At 65.0% G+C, this 18,847-nt stretch carries 19 protein-coding genes; 7 read left to right on the forward strand and 12 right to left on the reverse strand.

All coding sequences use genetic code 11. The annotated features are described in order from the left end of the window. The 4 genes from J1M87_RS24000 to J1M87_RS24015 form a co-directional block, all read right to left on the reverse strand. Positions 1–584 (reverse strand): glycosyltransferase family 2 protein (locus tag J1M87_RS24000; protein ID WP_206492289.1); only part of this gene is annotated, 584 nt, incomplete at its 3' end. Further along, the gene (locus J1M87_RS24005; protein ID WP_206492290.1) at positions 581–1,588 is read right to left on the reverse strand and encodes a glycosyltransferase; all 1,008 of its coding nucleotides are present in this window, start codon (positions 1,586–1,588) and stop codon (positions 581–583) included. The genes J1M87_RS24005 and J1M87_RS24000, both read right to left, overlap by 4 nt. Then, positions 1,585–2,694: a glycosyltransferase gene (locus tag J1M87_RS24010; RefSeq protein WP_206492291.1), complete on the reverse strand. Its 1,110-nt coding sequence runs from the start codon at positions 2,692–2,694 to the stop codon at positions 1,585–1,587. The genes J1M87_RS24005 and J1M87_RS24010 overlap by 4 nt, the downstream gene beginning before the upstream one ends. Then, entirely contained in the window at positions 2,691–3,776 is a 1,086-nt protein-coding gene (locus J1M87_RS24015) for a glycosyltransferase (protein WP_206492292.1), read from the reverse strand. Before J1M87_RS24015 ends, J1M87_RS24010 begins: the two co-directional genes overlap by 4 nt. A gap of 168 nt (positions 3,777–3,944) precedes the next feature. Between J1M87_RS24015 and J1M87_RS24020 the strand changes: the two genes are divergently transcribed. The 5 genes from J1M87_RS24020 (at position 3,945) to J1M87_RS24040 (ending at position 9,891) form a co-directional block, all read left to right on the forward strand. Then, a complete protein-coding gene (locus J1M87_RS24020; RefSeq protein ID WP_206492293.1) occupies positions 3,945–4,880 on the forward strand; it encodes a WcbI family polysaccharide biosynthesis putative acetyltransferase in 936 nt (311 codons plus the stop codon). Next, entirely contained in the window at positions 4,877–7,198 is a 2,322-nt protein-coding gene (locus J1M87_RS29335; protein WP_307830919.1) for a glycosyltransferase, read from the forward strand. Before J1M87_RS24020 ends, J1M87_RS29335 begins: the two co-directional genes overlap by 4 nt. An 86-nt stretch (positions 7,199–7,284) precedes the next feature. After that, complete coding sequence (locus J1M87_RS24030) at positions 7,285–7,515, forward strand: hypothetical protein (protein ID WP_206492294.1); 231 nt, start codon at positions 7,285–7,287, stop codon at positions 7,513–7,515. Positions 7,516–7,732: 217 nt separating this feature from the next. Next, positions 7,733–8,686: a ferritin-like domain-containing protein gene (locus J1M87_RS24035; protein ID WP_206492295.1), complete on the forward strand. Its 954-nt coding sequence runs from the start codon at positions 7,733–7,735 to the stop codon at positions 8,684–8,686. A gap of 197 nt (positions 8,687–8,883) precedes the next feature. Next, positions 8,884–9,891 carry an iron-containing redox enzyme family protein gene (locus J1M87_RS24040; protein ID WP_206492296.1) on the forward strand — a complete coding sequence of 336 codons (1,008 nt, stop codon included), beginning with the start codon at positions 8,884–8,886 and terminating at the stop codon, positions 9,889–9,891. Here the strand turns inward: J1M87_RS24040 and J1M87_RS24045 are convergent. The 4 genes from J1M87_RS24045 to J1M87_RS29125 form a co-directional block, all read right to left on the reverse strand. Further along, positions 9,846–10,130: a CDGSH iron-sulfur domain-containing protein gene (locus tag J1M87_RS24045; RefSeq protein ID WP_206492297.1), complete on the reverse strand. Its 285-nt coding sequence runs from the start codon at positions 10,128–10,130 to the stop codon at positions 9,846–9,848. The two genes, J1M87_RS24040 and J1M87_RS24045, sit on opposite strands and share 46 nt — an antisense overlap. Next, positions 10,117–10,800, reverse strand: a complete 684-nt coding sequence (locus tag J1M87_RS24050; RefSeq protein ID WP_206492298.1) for a HemK2/MTQ2 family protein methyltransferase — start codon at positions 10,798–10,800, stop codon at positions 10,117–10,119. The genes J1M87_RS24045 and J1M87_RS24050 overlap by 14 nt, the downstream gene beginning before the upstream one ends. Before the next feature lie 188 nt (positions 10,801–10,988). Continuing rightward, complete coding sequence (gene glsA / locus J1M87_RS24055; RefSeq protein ID WP_206492299.1) at positions 10,989–12,194, reverse strand: glutaminase A; 1,206 nt, start codon at positions 12,192–12,194, stop codon at positions 10,989–10,991. A 46-nt stretch (positions 12,195–12,240) separates the two neighbouring features. After that, entirely contained in the window at positions 12,241–12,375 is a 135-nt protein-coding gene (locus tag J1M87_RS29125; protein WP_274611076.1) for a hypothetical protein, read from the reverse strand. Positions 12,376–12,593: 218 nt separating this feature from the next. Here J1M87_RS29125 and J1M87_RS24060 point away from each other — a divergent pair, with 218 nt between their 5' ends. Beyond that, entirely contained in the window at positions 12,594–14,774 is a 2,181-nt protein-coding gene (locus J1M87_RS24060; RefSeq protein WP_206492300.1) for a molybdopterin cofactor-binding domain-containing protein, read from the forward strand. Positions 14,775–14,780: 6 nt separating this feature from the next. Next, a complete protein-coding gene (locus tag J1M87_RS24065) occupies positions 14,781–15,245 on the forward strand; it encodes a (2Fe-2S)-binding protein (protein WP_206492301.1) in 465 nt (154 codons plus the stop codon). 77 nt (positions 15,246–15,322) lie between these two features. On the opposite strand, the gene katG is transcribed toward J1M87_RS24065, so the two are convergent. From katG to J1M87_RS29130, 4 genes are all read right to left on the reverse strand, one after another. Then, complete coding sequence (gene katG / locus J1M87_RS24070; protein ID WP_206492302.1) at positions 15,323–17,551, reverse strand: catalase/peroxidase HPI; 2,229 nt, start codon at positions 17,549–17,551, stop codon at positions 15,323–15,325. A 45-nt stretch (positions 17,552–17,596) separates the two neighbouring features. Then, positions 17,597–18,076 (reverse strand): Fur family transcriptional regulator, encoded by a 480-nt coding sequence (locus J1M87_RS24075; protein ID WP_206492303.1) that lies wholly within the window; start codon positions 18,074–18,076, stop codon positions 17,597–17,599. A 167-nt stretch (positions 18,077–18,243) separates the two neighbouring features. Next, positions 18,244–18,708 (reverse strand): MarR family transcriptional regulator, encoded by a 465-nt coding sequence (locus J1M87_RS24080; RefSeq protein ID WP_206492304.1) that lies wholly within the window; start codon positions 18,706–18,708, stop codon positions 18,244–18,246. Positions 18,709–18,718: 10 nt separating this feature from the next. Further along, positions 18,719–18,847, reverse strand: a 129-nt coding sequence (locus J1M87_RS29130) for a biotin/lipoyl-containing protein (RefSeq protein WP_206491951.1), incomplete at its 5' end; no start/stop codon positions are given.

Raw genomic sequence — 18,847 nt, forward strand, 5'->3', positions numbered from 1 at the left:
AAGTCGGTGTCCTCACCGCCGTAGCCGGTGTAGGCCTCGCAGAAGCCGCCGAGTTCGCTCCAGGTCGCACTGTCGATCGCGAAGGACAGCGACCAGAACAGATCGAAGTTCTCGCCGAACTCCACGGTTCCGACCGGCGGATTCGGGCGCGCGGGGTGCGGGGCGGTCAGCAGAGCCAGAGCCGCACCCTCGGTGCCGACGTCCGCATCCTTCAAGTAGGTCACCGGACCGCAGAGCAGGGCGCCTCGGTTGCCAAGTGTCGTTGCAGCGCAGTGGTACCGCTCGATCAACTCCGGGCCGGGAATGCAGTCGACGTCGAGAAACACCAGCAACTCGGCACCGCGCTCGACAGCTGCTGCAGCACCGATGTTGCGGGCCCGCGCCAACGGCAGCGGATTCTCCGCAGGCATCTCGACACACACTGCACGCGAACCGGACCGGGCGAGGACATCGGCAATGTCGTTGTCGCCCATGGACACCACGACGTGCTCGGCCGGTTCCACCGTGGAGTTCTGCAGGCCGCGCACCTGAGCGGCGAGGTGATCGTGTCGGCCCGAGACCACGGTGACCGCGATGACCTTCACGGCCGAGTCCGTCGAGGCGCGGACTGTTCGATGGCCAGGGCCGCTCGTGCAGGTGCGCCCCCGGTCTGCAATGCGGCCCATCGGTGGCCACCGAGTTCGAGTGCACGGGTGGCCGCGCTGCACCAGTGGGCGACGGACGGCCACTCGTCGAGCACATCGGCGACAGCGCGGTGAGCCAACGCCCGCCCGGTGGCGTCCTGCTCACCGAAGGGCCGAGACTGTGGCACCACGATGGCCGGCGCGCACGACGCGGCGAGATCGGCGACGGCATTCTGCCCAGCATGCGTCACGACGAGTGCCGCGGTGCACAACAGCGGCCAGACATCGTCCACCCAGTCGCCGCCCGCGACCCCGAGTGCGCGAAACTCGAAGCGGGCGTCCACCGCTGACCACGAGGCCACCAGATCGCGGGTCAACGAGGTACCGCCCGCCGCCCCCAGAACCACGACAGTATCTCCCGTGCGCTCCCCTGTTCGCTCGCGATCGGCGAATCGGCTGATCGAGCCCGAGAACGTGATCTTGTCGGCGTATGGGCGCAGCCAGACCGGATCGTAGACCTGCCGCGACCAGGGCGCGATGATATGGGTCGCCGCCCGGTACGCCAGGGCGTGGACAGGATCCGACCGCTCCCCCGGTATGGCCATGACGATGACCCGAACACCCATCAGACGCAGAAACATCGCTACTTCCACCGAGACGTCGACCACCACAGCCGACGGTCTCTCACGGGTCACCCACTGCGCGATGACGGCCATTCGGTCGGTCAATCCGTCCACATCGTGGGGAGCCCAGTGCAGCAGACCGTCCGCCGAACTGTTCTGCGCTGCCGAATCTTCCGCGAACTCGTTCACATCGATCGGTAGCTCGATCCACTCGGACGCGGCATGGCGCGCCGGCCGCGAGCGCGAGGACAGAACGGTCATCGACTGCGCCATCGAACGGGCGATCGCATCGGCGCGGGTGATGTGACCGACGCCGTGGTGGTGCGCGTAATAGCCGATCATGCGATCGCGAGGCGCTCGTCGATCGGGTCGACGGACGCCTCGAGCGTCGAGCGGTACAGGGCCTCGTACTCGTCGACCATTCGATCCATCGAACACATCTGCTCGGCTCTGGCTCTGACGTCTCGCCGGTTCAGGGCGGCCGCTCGCGGAATTGCCTCGGCCAGGCCGTGGACGTCGTCTGCCGGGACGAGGACGGCCGAGGAACCATCGACGATCTCTGGTATCCCGCCCCTGGCGAAGGCTGCAACGGGCGTGCCGCACGCCAGTGCTTCGGCCACCACCAATCCGTACGGCTCCGACCACACGGGCGTGACCAGGGCGACCTCGGCGCCGGCCACCAACGCCGCCAAGGCAGGCTGATCGAGGTGCCCGGCGTAGCGAATGTCGTTGTCGAGCAGGGGTTCGATCACCTCACGGTAGTAGACCTCGTCGCTCAGCGGGCCCGCGAAGACCAGCCCGCGTCCCGCTTCCTTCGCGGCGGCGATCGCCAGGTGCAGCCCCTTCTCCGGAACGACCCGGCCGGACCAGGCCACGTAGTCACCGCCGGTGCCGAAAGGCCACTGCTCCAGGGAGATCCCGTTTCGAACGACCACCGTGTCGGTGGTCACCCCGGCCCATTGCGAGGCCGCGAACTCACTGACAGCAGCAAAGGTATTGGCACCGGCAGGGGCCAACGCGACGGCCGATTCCAGCCATGCGAACGGCGGGGTGTGCAGGGTTGTCACCATCGGCATCGACAACGTCGAGGACATCGCCAGCGGCAGGTAGTGCAGGCTGTGGTTGTGCACTATGTCGAACGAACCCGACAGTGCCCCGGCCAGTTCCATCATGACCGCCAGGTAGGCGTGGTGTTCGCGAACAGCGGTCGGAGTGATCGTGAGATCTGCGATGGCGGTGGGTGTCAGATCCAAGGTGCGGACCGGCAGCAACGTGGCGTCCAGGTCTACGCTCGAGCCGTCCGCTGCGAACAAGCTCACCCGGTGGCCACGCTCGGTGAGCGCCCGCACCAGGTTGTAGACGTGTGCTTCCAGACCGCCCGCGAACGGCTGAGCCACCGGAAAGTTCGATGACGCCAGCACCGCGATGCGAAGTGGGTTCTCGTTCAACGCATCTCCTGTATCACTGTCGAGTAGATTGCTGCATGCTCTGCTGCGATCGTTCGTCTTTGCCGTTCTCGGACGGCAGGGTCGAGGGCGGGCGTTCGATTCTCGTACGATGCCCGGACGGCAGCGACGAGCCCGGACGCATCGACGTGTTCGATTCCCATACCGAAGCTGTGCACCGGCCCTTGGTCGGCATAGAAGCCGCAGTCCGAGGCAACCACGGAGGTACCGAGATCCCGGCACGCCTCGAGCCAGCCGGAGTGTGTGCCGAATCGATACGGCAGTACCGACACATCGATCTCGGAGAGATAGTCCCAGAGCGCATCGTCGCCGAAGCGAGGGTGCACCCGCACGTCGACGTCGGCAAACGTCCTGTAGTCGAGCAGTTTTGCGCCGATGACGGGGTTGTGCCAATGGCTCTGCCGATCGAACACGTCCTGATCGATATCGAGTCGAACCGTCGCGTCCGGCAGTGATCTCGCGGCACCGATCACCGCGTCCATCACCGCCATCGGGTCCACGTTGGCCCGTAAAGTCTTGGCGTGGACACCGATGACGAACGAGTCCGATTGCGGCCGCCGACTTTTCATCCTCTCGAGCGGTACCACATGCGGATGGCCGATCACCGTAGCGCGCACACCCCACCGTTCTTCGATCCTGGCGGCCGCCCCCGCGGTCAGGGTGACAACCGCGTCGGCCCCGCGGACCAGAACATCCAATTGCCGCAGGTGAGCGGTGTTGTCGGCGATATGGGGATTGTGCAGATCGTGAACGGTCAGCACCAGCGCCTGCCGATGGGCGCGCAGGTGTTCCACCGTGCGTGCAAGTTCTTCGGGAGCGAAGGACTCGAACCCGAAATGCACGTGTAGAACGTCGAACTGGACTTCGGTCTGCTCGGCGAGCCAGTGGGCATCGAGCAGTCGCGGTGGCCACCACTGCCCTGGTACATCCACGCGGGCGGGCACCGGGTCGGGCAGCACCACGACCGAATCGTGGTTCGGCAGCTCGTTCGCGCCGTCGCCGGGCACCGGTTGCAGGTGCCGGACATAGACGTGCGAGGACGGAACCGATGCAACACCGATCATGACTTCCTTCGGGTACAGACAAGCCGATCGTGCCTGGTCCCGACACGCGATATGCGGCCAGTACCCAGTTTCGGTTCGGTTCAATCGGGGTTGGCGCACCCGGTCGACCGGGGCTACGTTGACCAGAGAACGGTCCACTACCAACGAGCACACGACGTCGGGGCAATCATGGACGGCCGCACCCGCCATTACGGCGACTTCTACGGAATCCCGAATACGCTCGGGCATTCCGCCGACGACAGACCCTTGCTCGTCGTCTGGGGAAATTGTCAGGCCGAGGCGCTGCGTGTGCTTCTCGATTCCGATCCGGCGATGCCGCTGCGAACGGTGCGCATTCCACCCGTTCACGAACTCGAGTCCTCTGATGTGCCCCATGTCGACCGACTCGTTCGCCGGGCATCGGTGCTCCTCACCCAACCGATTCGGTCCGGTTACCGATCGCTACCGCTCGGAGTTCCCGATCTTGCCGACGCTTTGCCACCGGAGGCAGTCGTCGTGCGGTGGCCGGTGCTCAGATACGCAGGGCTGCATCCTTTTCAGGTGATCGTACGACATCCCGGTGCCCCGGCCGCCGTTCCGAGCCTGGTGCCGTACCACGATCTACGCACGATCCGTGCCGCTGCCTGCGGCCTCGACCGAGACGAGGACTGGGACCGATCCGTCTGCGCCGAGGGTCTGCGACACGCGGTGCAGGCAAGCCTGGATGAACTGCGTCGACGCGAGAGTCGAGACACCGATATCGCGGCCTCCGACCTTTTCGAGGACGCCGGCCGCGCTGCCACCCACACGATCAATCACGCCACCAACGTGGTGCTCGCCGCACTGGCGCAGCGGATACTCGACCAGCTCGGGACCGGCTGCACCGTACGGGATCCGGGCCGTGAGTTGCTCGGCGGGATTCGGGCACCCGTCGAGCAGCGCGTGCTCGACGCCCTCGGCCTCGACGGCGCGCCACGGCTGGAGTGGTCGGTGGAGGGAACCACGTACTCACCTGACTCGGTTCATCGAGCTCATCTGCAGTGGTACGCAACCCATCCCGAGTTCGTCGACGCCGCGCTGACCCGGCACTCCGAGTTGATTCGCACGCTGGGCATCGAGCCGTGACGCCGCAAGTGCACCACCTCGTCACCGGCCCTGCCGAGCACGGTGTCGTCCGCTGCGCACGTCAGATGGCCTCGGCGACAGCCAGTCCGGTCATATCCGACTTTCGGGAAGTCCAGTCCGACATTCCGATTCACGTGCACTTCACCGACCGGCTCTTCGGCCGAACCGCGGACGCGGCCGCCGATGCGTTCATCGCGTCGGCGCGGCAGCACCGCGCACCGATCACCGTCACTCTGCACGACGTTCCGCAGGCCTCCGATGGCAACGCCTTCGAAGCTCGAAAGGCCTGCTATCTGCGGGTGATCGAGCGTGCCTCTGCCGTCGCCGTCTCCAGCATGCACGAGCGGCTGTTGCTCGAGGACGGCCTGAGACGACCGATCGACGTTCGAGTGATCCCGCTTCCGATCGACAGCCCGACCTCGGTGGTAGAGGCCGACAGCACCATGAGCAGAGTCGTCGGTGTGCTCGGTTTCGTCTACCCGGGCAAAGGCCACGAGGAAATACTCCAGGCCATGCGGGGTCTCGACACCGACGTGACGCTGCTGTCGATCGGGTCCGCGTCACCCGGCCACGAGCTCATGATCGATGAACTCACCCGCGCCGCGGCGCAACTCGGCCGTTCGTTCGACTCGACCGGTTTCGTTCCCGATGCCGACCTCGACGAGCTCCTACGATCGATCGCGGTCCCCGTCGCATTTCACCGACATATCTCGGCATCCGGTTCGATCAACTCCTGGATCGCTGCAGGCCGAAGACCACTCGTCCCACGCGGCCGCTACGCGGCGGAGATCGAGGCCAATTCCCCAGGCACACTCTGGATTCACGAGAACTCGGTCGACGGCCTCGCCGCGGCCATGGCCGACGCACTCCGTTGCCCGAACAACACCTGGCAGCAGCCCGGAGTCGCACCCTATCCGACCGTCGCCCAGGCAGCTGCTCTGTATCGCGCATTGTTCGCCGAGCAATGCAGTAGGACGGCGAAGAAGCTACCCGACGGACGCTGGGTGGTGCCGGGCAATCGGTGGGATCTGGTGCCACCGACCGACCGGCAGCCGACCGTATCGGTGGTTGTTCCGTACTTCGAGCAGCAACGCGGGTTGGAATACGTTCTGACCGCGCTGACCGCGCAGACGTATCCGGCCTCCCGTATTCAGGTGATCGTGGCCGACGACGGGTCGCCTGTCGCACCGGAGGTCGATGCCTTTCGGTCCGCACTCGATGTCACTGTCGTGCGGCAGTCCGATCTCGGCTTCCGTGCGGCAGCGGCCCGGAATCTCGGTGCGTCGGCGGCTCGCGGTGAGATTCTGTGCTTTCTCGACGCCGACACCGTGCCCGAACCCGCATATGTGGAAGAGTCCGTGCGCCTGCTCGCGGCCCTGCCCGACGCCCTTGTCGTGGGACGTCGACGCCACGCCGACCTCGCGGGCTGGACCGCCGAGGACGTGGCGAGGTGGTTCGGCGGCCGATCGAGCGGACCGCCGGAATTGACGGAACCGCGCTGGCTGAGAGAGGGGTACGCGCACTCACGTGACTTGCTCGATTCCGATCGTCGTTCGTATCGGTACGTCATCAGCGCCGTCATGTCGTGTAATCGTCAGTTGTTCACGGAGATCGGCGGATTCGACGAGAGCATCGTCGGGTACGGCGGCGAGGACTGGGATTTCGCGCATCGGGCCTACGATGCCGGTGTAGTCCTGGCGCACCTGCCCCGCGCCGTCGCCTGGCACGACGGACCCGAATGGGCCGAGAGGACGGGCGGAGACCGCGAACGAAAGAACGTCGAGGCGATGATGCTGGCCTCCCGCATCACGGACCCCGCAGCGCGAACCCTCGGTCTCGTCTACGACATACCGGAGGTCGTCGTCATCGTAGATTCCGCGGGACACACTTCGGCATCCCTGCTGCAGACCGTCGGATCCGCGCTGCGCGAAAGAGAGTGCGCGGTGTGGATTCACGGGCCGGACGCAGCCGAGTTGAGACGGCCGTGGGGAGACGTCGATCAGCGAGTGCGTCTCGGGCAGCCGAACGACACCGGCCGCAGCCATGCCGTGGTGCACGTACGCGGGCCGGTGCTGTTCGGCGAACAGTCTGTGCGCCGACTGCTCGCCGACGGCACCGACCGGTTGACCGTGGATGTGGGCGGTACCGGTTCGGTCCGCGTGTGCAGTTCGCGTTCGAGCGCACGCGCGGCACGCTGGGCTACGGCACTTGGTTCGACGCCGCAGGACCTGGCCGAGGAGTTGTTCGGTTGTATGCGCCGCACAGGCGTCGAATTCGGGTTGTCGATCGGCGCGCACCAGCCGAATCTGGCGTGGTGAGCGGCGATGCCAGGGCGAAGCGGAGCACACGATCGGATGCAGGTCGATGGGGCAATAGACGGCGTGAACAGCGAGGTCGGATAGAGATGAACAGAACGCTGTATTCGATGATCTGCATGATGGCGATCATCGCTTTCATTGCATTGCTTTGGGGCACAGTCGGTTACGTCTACGCCGACAATCATCCTCTGCGCCATGCCGCGTTCGTCGGTGGCGGAGTACTGACTGCGGGATGGCTGATCGTGCTCGCCGCCGTGGGCATCAAGATCTCTCGATTGAAGGCCCGCAGGCGAAAGAGCAACTCCGACGACGAGTGAAAAATGGTCGTCACCGGACGTGAGGCCTGTGGCGATGGCGATGGCGATGGCGATGGCAGTGACGGTTGCGCTGCGGAGAGTGTCGCTGTTCACACCTCGGCCGACATCTGTTTGGCCCGAGCTACCGACGGGTAGCTATCGACCAGGGCCGAGAACAACGCTGCGATCGATCGGCACCGACCGCACGATTTCGACCACCAACCGAAAAGGGAGTTCCATGAGCACATCCACATTGATCGCCCAGTTGCGCGCCGCGCTGCAACTGACGAACACGGAAATTCAGATCGCGGAAACTCGCGTCGCTCAGGCTCGTACCGAGGCGGTTCGTAAGGAATTGACCGAGAACGCCGCCAACGGCCGCGATCGCGCCGCCGCCATCGAAGAGGCTCTTCGCGGTCTCGGCGGGCTGCCCGATCTCGTGTCGCCGTTCATCGGGCGCACACTGGCAGCGCTCAAGACCATCGCCGAGCAGGCTCAGCCCTTCGACGAAGCACTCTTGGGGGATCTGGCGCTCGAGCAGCAACTCCTGGGCCGCGCCAAGTACATCAAGGCACTGGCAACCGCCGCGAACGAACCGACCGTGGTCGCCCTGGCCACCCGTTTGACCACCGCGCACACCGCCACCGTCGAATGGCTCGAGACCGTGTTGGCAGAGGAAGCATTGGGCGGACCGGCAGCATTGCGTCGCACCCCTTTCCAGGCCGCCGCAGGCACGGCAGTCAAGATCGTCAACGCACCGGCGACCTGGTCCGCACGAGGTCTCGACCGTGCACTCGATGCCGCTCGCGCCACCCCGGACCGTCTCGGAGCACTCCTGGGCCGAGGTGCCCACGCAGGCGACATCGCCGCCAAGACACTGGCAGCAAGCCGAGACGCAGCACTGGAAGCCGCCGAGGACTACACCCGAAGCGAAGGAGTCGACGGGGTCGCCGACGCCATCCACACGGCTCGCTCCGCCGGCGGACTTCTCGAGGCCGACGAGCTACCGATTGCGGACTACGACGATCTGAACGTCGCGGACGCCGTGGCCGCCATCAAGGACCTCACCGATCCGACGGACGTTCGCACCGTCGTGACGTACGAAGAGGCCAACAAGAACCGTCACGGCGTGGTGTCCGCGGGACAGACGCGCGTGGCAGCGATCGCCAAGGACGTCATCTCCGTCGACTGATGTAGATCGACCGATCCTTCTGCGAATACCGATGCGGCCCGTGTGAATCCGGGCCGCATCGCTGTATTCGAAGCCGCGTGGTGAGCGCCGGATCTCGATCCCATCGCCGTCTACGCTCCGAACAGGGCGACTGTGACACATCACGATCTGTCGTGTCCGGCCCGATTGGGACCGCCCCGCGGTGGGTAGGCTCAGGTATGACCGCTTTCGTGTCCCTGCGCCCGCCCGCCGCACGTACTCCCGTGCTGCCGCAGCCGAGCGGACCGGTCTCGGAGGCCATCATCGGGTGTCTGAGTTCCGGAGCCCCAGGCGACGCCGCGCTGCTGCCGATGCCGTCCGAGGTCGATCCGACGTCCAGGGACACCCAACTCGCCCTCCTGATCTGCTACGAACTGCACTATCGCGGTTTCGTCGGCGTGTCCGATGCGTGGGAGTGGCAGCCCGATCTCCTTCGTCTCAGAGCAGTACTCGAGTCCGCGTTCCTGGCACACGTTCGAGCCAATGTCGAGCCGGGAAACGACGCGACCGCCGAGATGGATGCGCTGTCGGTCGAGCCGACCTCGGGCACCGGGCCTTCGTGGTTTCTCCGCGACGAGGGAACCTGGGAGCAGATGCGTGAGTACTTCGTGCACCGGTCGATCTACCACCTCAAGGAAGCAGATCCGCATGCGTGGGCCATCCCACGGCTGACCGGCCAGGCCAAAGCCTCCTACGTCGCAGTCGAATTCGACGAGTACGGCGGAGGTAGGGGCGATCGGGTGCACCAGCACCTGTGGGCCGAGGCCATGAAAGCGGCCGATCTCGATGCGACCTACCTCGGGTACGTGGACCGCGTTCCCGCGCAGACCTTGGCATGGGTCAACCTGATGTCCTTGTTCGGTCTGCACCGCGGATTGCGCGGTGCCACCGTCGGGCACCTGGCCGCCACCGAGATCACGTCATCGCCGGGTTCGCAGCGTTATGTGCAGGGGCTGCAGAGGTTGAAGGCACCTGCTGCGTGTATCTCGTTCTACGCAGAACATGTCGAGGCAGACGCGGTACACGAGCAAATTCTACGCCGCGATGTGGTCGGCAATCTGCTTCGCGACGAGCCCGAACTCGAGGCCGATGTGGTATTCGGTATGCGCGCACTGGATTTCGTGGAGAACGAGCTCGCCGATCACGTGATGTCGCGCTGGTCCTCCGGCAGGTCCTCGCTCGACTGAGCACCCCGCTTCTTCGCGCGATGACTGGTGTCGCACAGTGGGTAGTTCTTGCTGCGTCGACAGGTGCACACTGCCACCGCGAACCGGTCGGATTCGACGTGGGTGCCGTCGTCCAACTCGATCTCGACGGGACCGTCGATGACGATGGGACCACCTTTGACGATACGGACCACGGTGCGCTTGGTCGTCGACGTCGTGGGAACATCGCCACCCTCGGCGTCCTCGTCATCGATCGGCACGAATGACCACCAGATCCTCGATCTCGCGGGATGGTTCGAGCAGTCCGACCTGCTCGAGCCACGGAGCTCGTTGCGTCATGACCGGGCCGAACGAAATGGTGCGACGTGCCACCACGGACACCGCCATACCCGTGCTGCGCAGCATCGCCTCGGTTCGTCCCGGATCGGAGTACTCGGATTGCACCACCATCAGGGTCCCACCGGGAACCAGCAGGTCGTGAGCGGCGTCGCACAACGGATCCAGCACCACGCGGCCGTCGAGACCGCCGTCCCATGCGCGGTGCGGACCCTCACCGGCGGGCACGGCCTCCGAGGGCACGTACGGTGGGTTGCACAGAACGACGTCGAACGGTTCCAGCGCCGCGGCGTCCGCGAAGGATCCTCGACGTACATCGATATTGGCAGCGTGGGCCGCGGCATTGCGACGAGCGCACGCCACAGCGAGCGGCGAGATATCGTAAGCCACCACCTCACGGGCCCCCGAGGACGATGCCGCGAGGGCAACGGCACCGCTCCCGGTACACATATCGAGCACCCGAGCACCCTGCAGAATCCCGGCCTGAGCCGCCATTTCACACAGGAACCACGAATCGTCCTGAGGCTCATAGACTCCAGGCTCGGCGTGCACCACATGGGTCGTTCTGAAAGTGTCGAACTCGGCTGTCGTCATCGAGGTGTCCTCTCAGAAATCGTCGTCGGGAAACGCACCCTCCCGAGCTGGCTACCGAGCGTGGAATCCACCCGAAGATGGCCATGGTATGCCCGATTGCGCCGGCCGCAAACAACTCGATCGAAACCGGACGAATCGGATTACCCGTCGAATCACCACTTTTCGGCTCTTTCGTTGCCCCGCGGTAGTCAGGATCTCGGCGTGCCGGCCGAGACCCCGTGCGGATCGTCGATGTCGACCGCGTGGCCGTCCTCGCGTAGTCCGACGACGGCGTCTTCGAGCAGTCGGCGGGCCACGTCGTCCATCGTGCGAACGTGATTCAGATCGAGGGTGATTCGACCACCGGATTCGACGCCCTTCGCCACTGTGGCCAGTACCGACTCGGCTCCAGCGAATCGTAGATCGCCCTGCAGTTGCACTGTCGTCGCGTCCTCGCCGGTCACCTCGCGAATGGCCGACGCACCACTCGGTGCCACGTGCATCATGTGCAGTTCGAGGTCGCGGGAGAGCCGCTCGAACACCGCAACTCCTCGCACGCTGTTTCCGTGTTCGTTCAACTTCGGCGAGAGGACCGCGACCCCGACCTGCCCCGGTAGTACACCGATGATCGCGCCGGCGATCCCACTTTTCGCCGGAATGCCCACCGTAGCAATCCAACTGCCGGAAGCGTCGTACATTCCACACGTCGCCATCACGGACAGGACGTGGCGATTGACTGCGCCGTCGATCAGCTGCTCTTCGGTGGCTGGGTCGACTCCCCCGTTGGCCAACACCGACGCGATCGTCGCGAGATCGACGCAGTTGACGTCCACCGAACACTGGCGCGCGTACCCGTCCACCACGTCGGCAGGTTCGGCTCCGAGCACACCGACCGATTTGAGAAGGTGGGCGATGGCAGTATTGCGATCGTCCGATTCGATCTCGGCTTCGTAGACTGCCATGTCGGTGTTCAATTGCCTTCCGGCGCAGCGACTGTGCAGGTCCTTTACGCGGTCGGCGCGCTCCTGTGCCGAATCGCCACGAATCATCGAGTGCACCGCGAGCGCACCGGCATTGATCAGCGGGTTACTCGGGCGGCCGGTGCTGCTTTCGAGCGAGATCTCGTTGAAGGAATCACCGGATGGCTCGACGTCGGTGGCCTCGAGCATCCGCTCCAGGCCGTTGTCTTCGATGGCCAACGCGTAGGCGAGGGCCTTGGAGATCGACTGAATCGAGAACTCGGTATCGCAATCGCCTGCGGCGTACACCGATCCGCTGACGGTCGCGAGGGCCACCGCGAAAGAGTCGGGGTCTGCGCGCTCGAGTTGTGCGTTGCCGGTCGCGATCGCACCACCGTCGATCTCTCGGCAATCGTCGAGGACGGATTCGAGGTAGCGAGTGATCGGCGAGTGCATCCTCCCACGCTAACTCGGTGTGCAGGCCGTTCCTGCATCGACCGAATCAGCGTTCGTCCTCGGAGTCGGTGGTCGAGACGCTCTGAAACATTTCCAGGAAGGATCCGAAGCCCTGGCCACCGGTTTCCGCATCGTCGCCGGTGTCCTGCGCCGGTCCGGCCGCGGGGTTGTCTGATTCCATGACACAGATGCTGCCGATTCGACATGACGACCGATCTAGGGCGAGTATCACGAATACGCAACGAACAATAACGAATTGATCACGACGTCCGGCGCGGCCGGGCGTTGGTGACACACGACAAACCAGCGATGCAATTCTCGTGCAACGACCGGCCGACGCTCGATTGCTCGGATCGGCGGATCGGCGGCGGTAAAGTCGGGCCCGACCGAGAGGACCACGTGACCCACGCGACACCTGGGCGGCGCGCCGTATCGCGACGATCTTTCCTCACCGCTCTGGTGACCGGCTCGACGCTGATGCTCGTTGCGCGCCCCACGGCGTCTGCCGAACCGGCAGACCGGGCCGACCAGGTCCTCACCGCACTACCCGCAGATTCGAACCTGGTGATTCTCGAGGTCCGCGGGGACGGATCCGTGCACTGCGCGTTGCCACGCGCCGAGATCGGACAGGGTTTGACCACTTCGGTGGCGATGCTGGTCGCTGACGAGATGGACCTGCCTCTCGCCAAGACCGTCGTCTCGCTCGCACGCGGGAGGCAAGAACTCATCGGAAACCACTACACGGGCGGTTCCAACTCCATCCGGTCCCTCTGGCAGCCGGTTCGTTCGATCGCCGCGACGGCGAGGGCTCGGTTGCTGACCGCGGCGTCGAACCGATGGAGTGTGGGTGTCGACGCGCTGACGATCGTCGACGGCGTCGTCACGGCACCGGATGGACGGTCGGCACACTTCGGCGAACTGGCATCCACTGCCGCAGATCCGAACCTGCGCTACGACGCGGTCGGCCCCAAGCCGGACGAGGACCTCGCACTCGTCGGCACCCCCACGAACCGTCAGGATGCTCGCGCGATCGTGACCGGTCGGCAGACCTACACACTCGACCTCGATGTGCCCGACGCCATGCCTGTCGTCGTCCGACGTCCACCGACGATCAACGGAACGGTTGCCTCGGTGGACGAGGCGGCTTTGCGAGCGATGCCCGGTGTCATCGACGTCGCCGTCGTCTCCACCGGAGTCGCCATCATGGCGCGCACTTTCGGCTATGCGCTGGCGGCCAAGGACGCCGCGGTCGTGACGTGGAATGCCGGCACGATCGACGACGAGTCGACCGATTCCATCCAGGACAGACTTCGACGTAGTACGCCTGCATTCACCGGTATCGGCGGGGTGGCTAGGCCCGCATTGCCGGGCGAGAGAAGACTGAACGTCGATTTCGACTTCGCGCCCGTCTCGCATGCAGCGATGGAAACGAACTCGGCGGTCGCCGATGTGCGCGCCGACCGCGCCGACGTATGGGCCTCGATGCAGCTGCCGAATTATGCCGGGCAGAAAATCGCTCTCACACTGGGCATCCCGTTGAACAAGGTCACCACTCACGTGATGAACGGGGGCGGCTCGTTCGGCCGCCGGCTCTATCTGGACGGCCCACTCGAGGCCGCAGTGATCTCCCGCGCCATGGGCAGGCCCGTCAGATTGATGTGGTCGCGGGTAGACGACATGCGGCACGGGCGAGCCAGGCCCGCGGTGCACACGAAGTTCGACGCGGTGCTCGCACGCGGCACGGTCGTCTCCTGGGAACAGCGTGTGGCCGCGGTGTCCACGGATTTCGATGGTGGCTTCGGCGATCTCGTCACCGACGCACTGGCACCGTCCCCGCTGATCTCGCAGACGCTCTTCCACAGCACTCGCGACCCGTACTCCTTCACCGAGGGGAGCATCAGGACGCTCGTCGAGGTACCGATCGCGATGCCGACCGGCAGCTGGCGGTCGGTGTTCTCCGGAACAGTACGCACCGCGGCGGAGATCATGGTGGACCGCATCGCCGCCGCCATGAACGCCGATCCATTGGACCTGCGGTTGTCGACGGTGAACAACGACCGCCATCGTGAGGTCCTGCGCACTCTGTCCACAGCGGGCAACTGGGGCGCAGATCTCGGACCGGGCCGGGCGCAGGGCATCGGCTTCCACGCCGAATTCCGTTCCAGTGCTGCTTATCTGGTCGAAATCGACGCGACGGACCCGGAACTGCCTCGGGTGAGGAAAGCCGTGATCGTGGTCGATGTGGGCCACGTCGTCAATCCAAGAAGCCTCGAGGCCCAGATGATCGGCTGTTTGATGGACGGCATCTCGACCACCCTCCGAGCCGGGTTGCACTACGAGCAGGGCCTGCCGCTCGAGGGCAGTTACTCGCAGTTCCACTATGCCCGTCAACGCGACTCCCCACCGGACGTTCGAGTGGTGATCATGCCTACCGGTACCGAGAATCCTGGTGGTGCAGGAGAATTGGGTGTTCCGGCCGCTGCCGCCGCGGTCGCCAATGCGTACGCCCGCGCCACCGATACCACCCCCACCAGTTTCCCGATCCTGTTCGATGTCGACTTCGAACCGTTCCCGAAATGAGGACCCATGGTTGAACAGAAGTTCGTCGTCAACGGTGCCGCGGTGTCGGTCGACCTGCCCGACGACATGCCGTTGCTCTGGGCGCTGCGAGACGAACTCGGTGTCCGCGGCCCCAAGTACGGTTGCGGTGTCGGCGTGTGTCACGCCTGTACCAGCCACCTCGACGGCAAGGAGGTGCTTGCCTGCGTCACACCGGTATCGGAGGTCGTCGACAAAGAGGTCACGACCATCGAGGGCCTTGCGCAGGGTGATGTTCTCCATCCGGTGCAGCAGGCGTGGATCGACGAGGACGTCTCCCAGTGCGGTTACTGCCAACCGGGCCAGATCATGGCTGCTGTGGCATTGCTCGCACGCATTCCCGATCCGACCGACGAGGACATCGACACCATCGAGAACGTCTGCCGGTGCGGCACATACCCGCGTATCCGGCGAGCGATCAAGGCGGCGGCGAGGGCGATGGCGCAGCGCTGACGGCTCGCACGGCCCCTACTGCAGCACAACACCCCGCGAACCACAGGTTCGCGGGGTGTTGTGTTCGACTACTGGATTCAGCTCAGTTCGAAGCGATCGAGCATCATGACCTTGTCCCAGGCCGCGACGAAGTCTCGGACGAACTTCTCCTTGGCGTCATCGCAGGCGTATACCTCTGCGAGAGCGCGCAATTCGGAGTTGGATCCGAAGACCAGGTCGTTGCGAGTTCCGGTCCACTTCTGCTCGCCGGTGGCCGCGTCCTTGGCCTCGTAGATTCCGTCCTCCGCGGCGGGAACCCACTCGGTACCCATGTCCAGGAGGTTGACGAAGAAGTCGTTGGTGAGCGTGCCGACCTTGTCGGTAAGTACTCCGTGCGAGGACTGTCCGACGTTGGCTCCGAGAACGCGCAGACCGCCGACGAGCACGGTCATCTCGGGTGCGCTGAGGGACAGCTGGTTCGCGCGATCGACGAGGTTGTACTCCGCCGGAAGCTTCTGACCCTTGCCGAGGAAGTTACGGAAACCGTCGACCTTCGGCTCGAGATCGGAGAACGAGTCGACGTCCGTCTTCTCCTGCGTGGCATCCATACGGCCCGGGGTGAACGGGACCGTGATGTCGACGCCGGCGTTCTTGGCCGCCTGCTCGACGGCTGCGACGCCACCGAGCACCACGAGATCCGCGAACGAGACCGTTCCGGAGAACGACTGCTGGATTCCTTCGAGGACTCGGATGACCTGTGCGAGCTCGTCGGGCTCGTTGACCTCCCAGCCGACCTGCGGCTGCAGGCGCAGACGACCACCGTTGGCACCGCCGCGCTTGTCGCTGACGCGGAACGACGAGGCCGCCGCCCACGCCGCCGAGATCAGCTGCTCCTGAGAGAGCTCGGAACCGAGGATGGTCTGCTTGAGTTCGGCGATCTGCGCTTCACCGATCAGCTCGTGATCGACAGCGGGGATCGGGTCCTGCCACAGCAGGGGTTCTGCAGGAACCTCGGGGCCGAGGTAGCGCGATACCGGTCCCATGTCGCGGTGCGTCAGCTTGAACCAGGCCTTCTGGAACTCCTCGGCGAGCTCCTCCGGGTGATCGAGCCAACGACGGGTGATCTGCTCGTAGATCGGGTCGACGCGCATCGCGATGTCGGAAGTGAGCATCGACGGGTGGCGACGCTTGGACGGATCGGCGGGGTCGGGAACGAGGTCCGCACCTTCGCCGTTCTTCGGACGCCACTGATGTGCTCCTGCGGGGCTCTTGTAGAGCTCCCACTCGAATCCGTAGAGGGTCTCGAGGAACGAGTTGTCCCACTGAGTGGGTGTCGGGGTCCAGATCACTTCGAGGCCACTGGTGATGGCGTCTGCGCCGACGCCACTCTGGTAGCTGTTCTTCCAGCCGAGGCCCATCTGCTCGATGGGGGCACCCTCGGGCTCGGCACCGACGTGCACATCGGGGTCGGCTGCGCCGTGTGTCTTGCCGAAGGTGTGTCCACCGACGGCGAGTGCAGCGGTCTCGATGTCGTTCATGGCCATGCGGCCGAAGGTCTCGCGAATGTCCAACGCCGACTGGACCGGATCCGGGTTGCCGTTGGGGCCTTCGGGGTTGACGTAGATCAGGCCCATCTGCACTGCGGCCAAGGGGTTTTCGAGGCTCGTACGGTCACCGGCGTAGCGCTCGTCGCCGAGCCAGGTCTGTTCCGGGCCCCAGTAGACGTCCTCGTCGGGCTCCCACGCGTCGACGCGTCCGCCTGCGAAACCGTAGGTGGGCAGACCCATCGACTCGATGGCGACGTTGCCGGTGAGCACGATCAGGTCGGCCCAGGAGAGCTTGCGTCCGTACTTCTGCTTGACGGGCCAGATCAACCGGCGAGCCTTGTCCAAGGACGCATTGTCGGGCCAGCTGTTGAGGGGAGCGAAGCGCTGCATGCCTGCTCCTGCGCCACCCCGTCCGTCCTGCTTGCGGTAGGTGCCTGCCGCGTGCCATGCCATGCGGATGAAGAAGGGGCCGTAGTGGCCGAAGTCTGCAGGCCACCACGGCTGCGAGTTCGTCATGACCGCTTCGATGTCGCGCTTGACCTCGGCGAGATCGAGGGAGTTGAACTCCGCGGCGTAGTCGTAGTCGGGGCCCATGGGGTCGCCGACGGCCGGGTTCTTCTTGAGGATCTTCAGATTCAGTGCCTTGGGCCACCACTCACGGTTGCCGCCGCCTTCGACGGGCATCGGCATCGAGTCGTGCATGACGGGACACTTGCCCCCGCCTTCCTGCGGCTGATCCTCGTTCATCTCTTTTTCGCGTGTTACATGGTCTTCTGACACGAGCTTCCTTCCAAGGTGGGACGAACGGGCTGCGATAGGTGATGGTCACGTACTCCGTTGGGCCGGAGTACGTGGAGGGACTGGAACGGAAACTGTCGACTGCGCGTCAGCAGCCGAACATTGTGTGCAGAGGCCCCAATAGATGACCTCCGCCTCGTCGATCGTGAAACCGACGGAGTCCGATGCAGTCAGACACGGAGTTTCCCCGACTGCGCAATCCACATCGGCGATGACACCGCACGAGCGGCACACGGCGTGGTGATGGTTGTCTCCGACACGCGATTCGTACCGCGCGGGCGAACCCGCCGGCTCGATCCGGCGCACGAGGCGTGCCACCGTCAACGCGTGCAAGACGTCGTACACCGTTTGCCGTGACACCTCGGGCAGTCCGGCTCGTACGAGCCCGAGAATTGTGTCGGTGTCTGCGTGAGGATTGGTTTCGACGACCTCGAGTACCGCGACCCGAGGACGGGTCACGCGCATATCGGCGGCGCGTAACTGCTCCGCGTACGGCGAGATCGGCATCACAGCGTCAGTATCCTCCGGCTTTCTGGACTAAGTCAAGTATGCCTTGTGGATCCACCGAAACGTCAACTGCGAACTGCACGTCGAAGCGGGTCCGAGATGAGTGGACCCACACGTCGTGCGCCTTTTGCGCATGTATAGGTACGCAAAAGGCGCACGACGGGCGATCAGTACCGCGCGTTCCACTGCCTCTCGATGCCCCGCAAGACCTCGAGCGTGCGAGCCGAATCGCTGTCCACTGCCATCCGAGACCGAACGCGCTCTAGCGCCCGCTCGGCACGCCGAACCGCACGCTGCCCCGAATCGGTGGCCTCCACCAAGTACTGCTGACTGTTCCGCGGACTGACGCTGCGCACCAGCAATCCCGCTTCCACCAAGCTCGCCGTCGTGGCGGTGATACTCGTTCTGTGCCGCACCAACTCTCGCGAGAGAGCGCTGTAGGACATCGGCCCGCGTGTGCACACCAGTTCCAACACCTCGTAGCGCGCCCAGCTCAGTCCGTGCGCATCGAGCGCCTCCGCCAACCGAACCCGAGCAGCCGAGGCGATCCGCAACACCGTGGACACGATCTCCAGGTCGGTGGAATGTACCGCCGACGTATCGCCGCCGAACGATTCCGCAAGAGCAGTCATCGAGTACCTCCTACTTGATTTCGGTGAGGACGGTGCCTTGGGTGATGGCGTCGCCTGCGGTGACGGTCAGGCCGGTGATGGTGCCTGCTTTGTGGGCGTTGACGGGGTTTTCCATTTTCATCGCTTCGAGGACGGCGAT

The sequence above is a fragment of the Rhodococcus sp. KRD162 genome (assembly GCF_017168335.1).
In the GTDB taxonomy this organism is placed as follows: domain Bacteria; phylum Actinomycetota; class Actinomycetes; order Mycobacteriales; family Mycobacteriaceae; genus Rhodococcoides.

Coding starts and splice junctions, on each gene's coding strand:
- J1M87_RS24075 (WP_206492303.1), bottom strand. CDS start 18,076: ATGCCGATCTCGCCGTACGCGGAGCAGTTACGCGCCGCCGATATGCGC.
- J1M87_RS24040 (WP_206492296.1), top strand. CDS start 8,884: ATGACCGCTTTCGTGTCCCTGCGCCCGCCCGCCGCACGTACTCCCGTG.
- J1M87_RS24080 (WP_206492304.1), bottom strand. CDS start 18,708: ATGACTGCTCTTGCGGAATCGTTCGGCGGCGATACGTCGGCGGTACAT.
- J1M87_RS24065 (WP_206492301.1), top strand. CDS start 14,781: ATGGTTGAACAGAAGTTCGTCGTCAACGGTGCCGCGGTGTCGGTCGAC.
- J1M87_RS24015 (WP_206492292.1), bottom strand. CDS start 3,776: ATGATCGGTGTTGCATCGGTTCCGTCCTCGCACGTCTATGTCCGGCAC.
- J1M87_RS29125 (WP_274611076.1), bottom strand. CDS start 12,375: ATGGAATCAGACAACCCCGCGGCCGGACCGGCGCAGGACACCGGCGAC.
- J1M87_RS24050 (WP_206492298.1), bottom strand. CDS start 10,800: ATGACGACAGCCGAGTTCGACACTTTCAGAACGACCCATGTGGTGCAC.
- J1M87_RS24030 (WP_206492294.1), top strand. CDS start 7,285: ATGAACAGAACGCTGTATTCGATGATCTGCATGATGGCGATCATCGCT.
- J1M87_RS24005 (WP_206492290.1), bottom strand. CDS start 1,588: ATGATCGGCTATTACGCGCACCACCACGGCGTCGGTCACATCACCCGC.
- glsA (WP_206492299.1), bottom strand. CDS start 12,194: ATGCACTCGCCGATCACTCGCTACCTCGAATCCGTCCTCGACGATTGC.
- J1M87_RS24035 (WP_206492295.1), top strand. CDS start 7,733: ATGAGCACATCCACATTGATCGCCCAGTTGCGCGCCGCGCTGCAACTG.
- J1M87_RS24020 (WP_206492293.1), top strand. CDS start 3,945: ATGGACGGCCGCACCCGCCATTACGGCGACTTCTACGGAATCCCGAAT.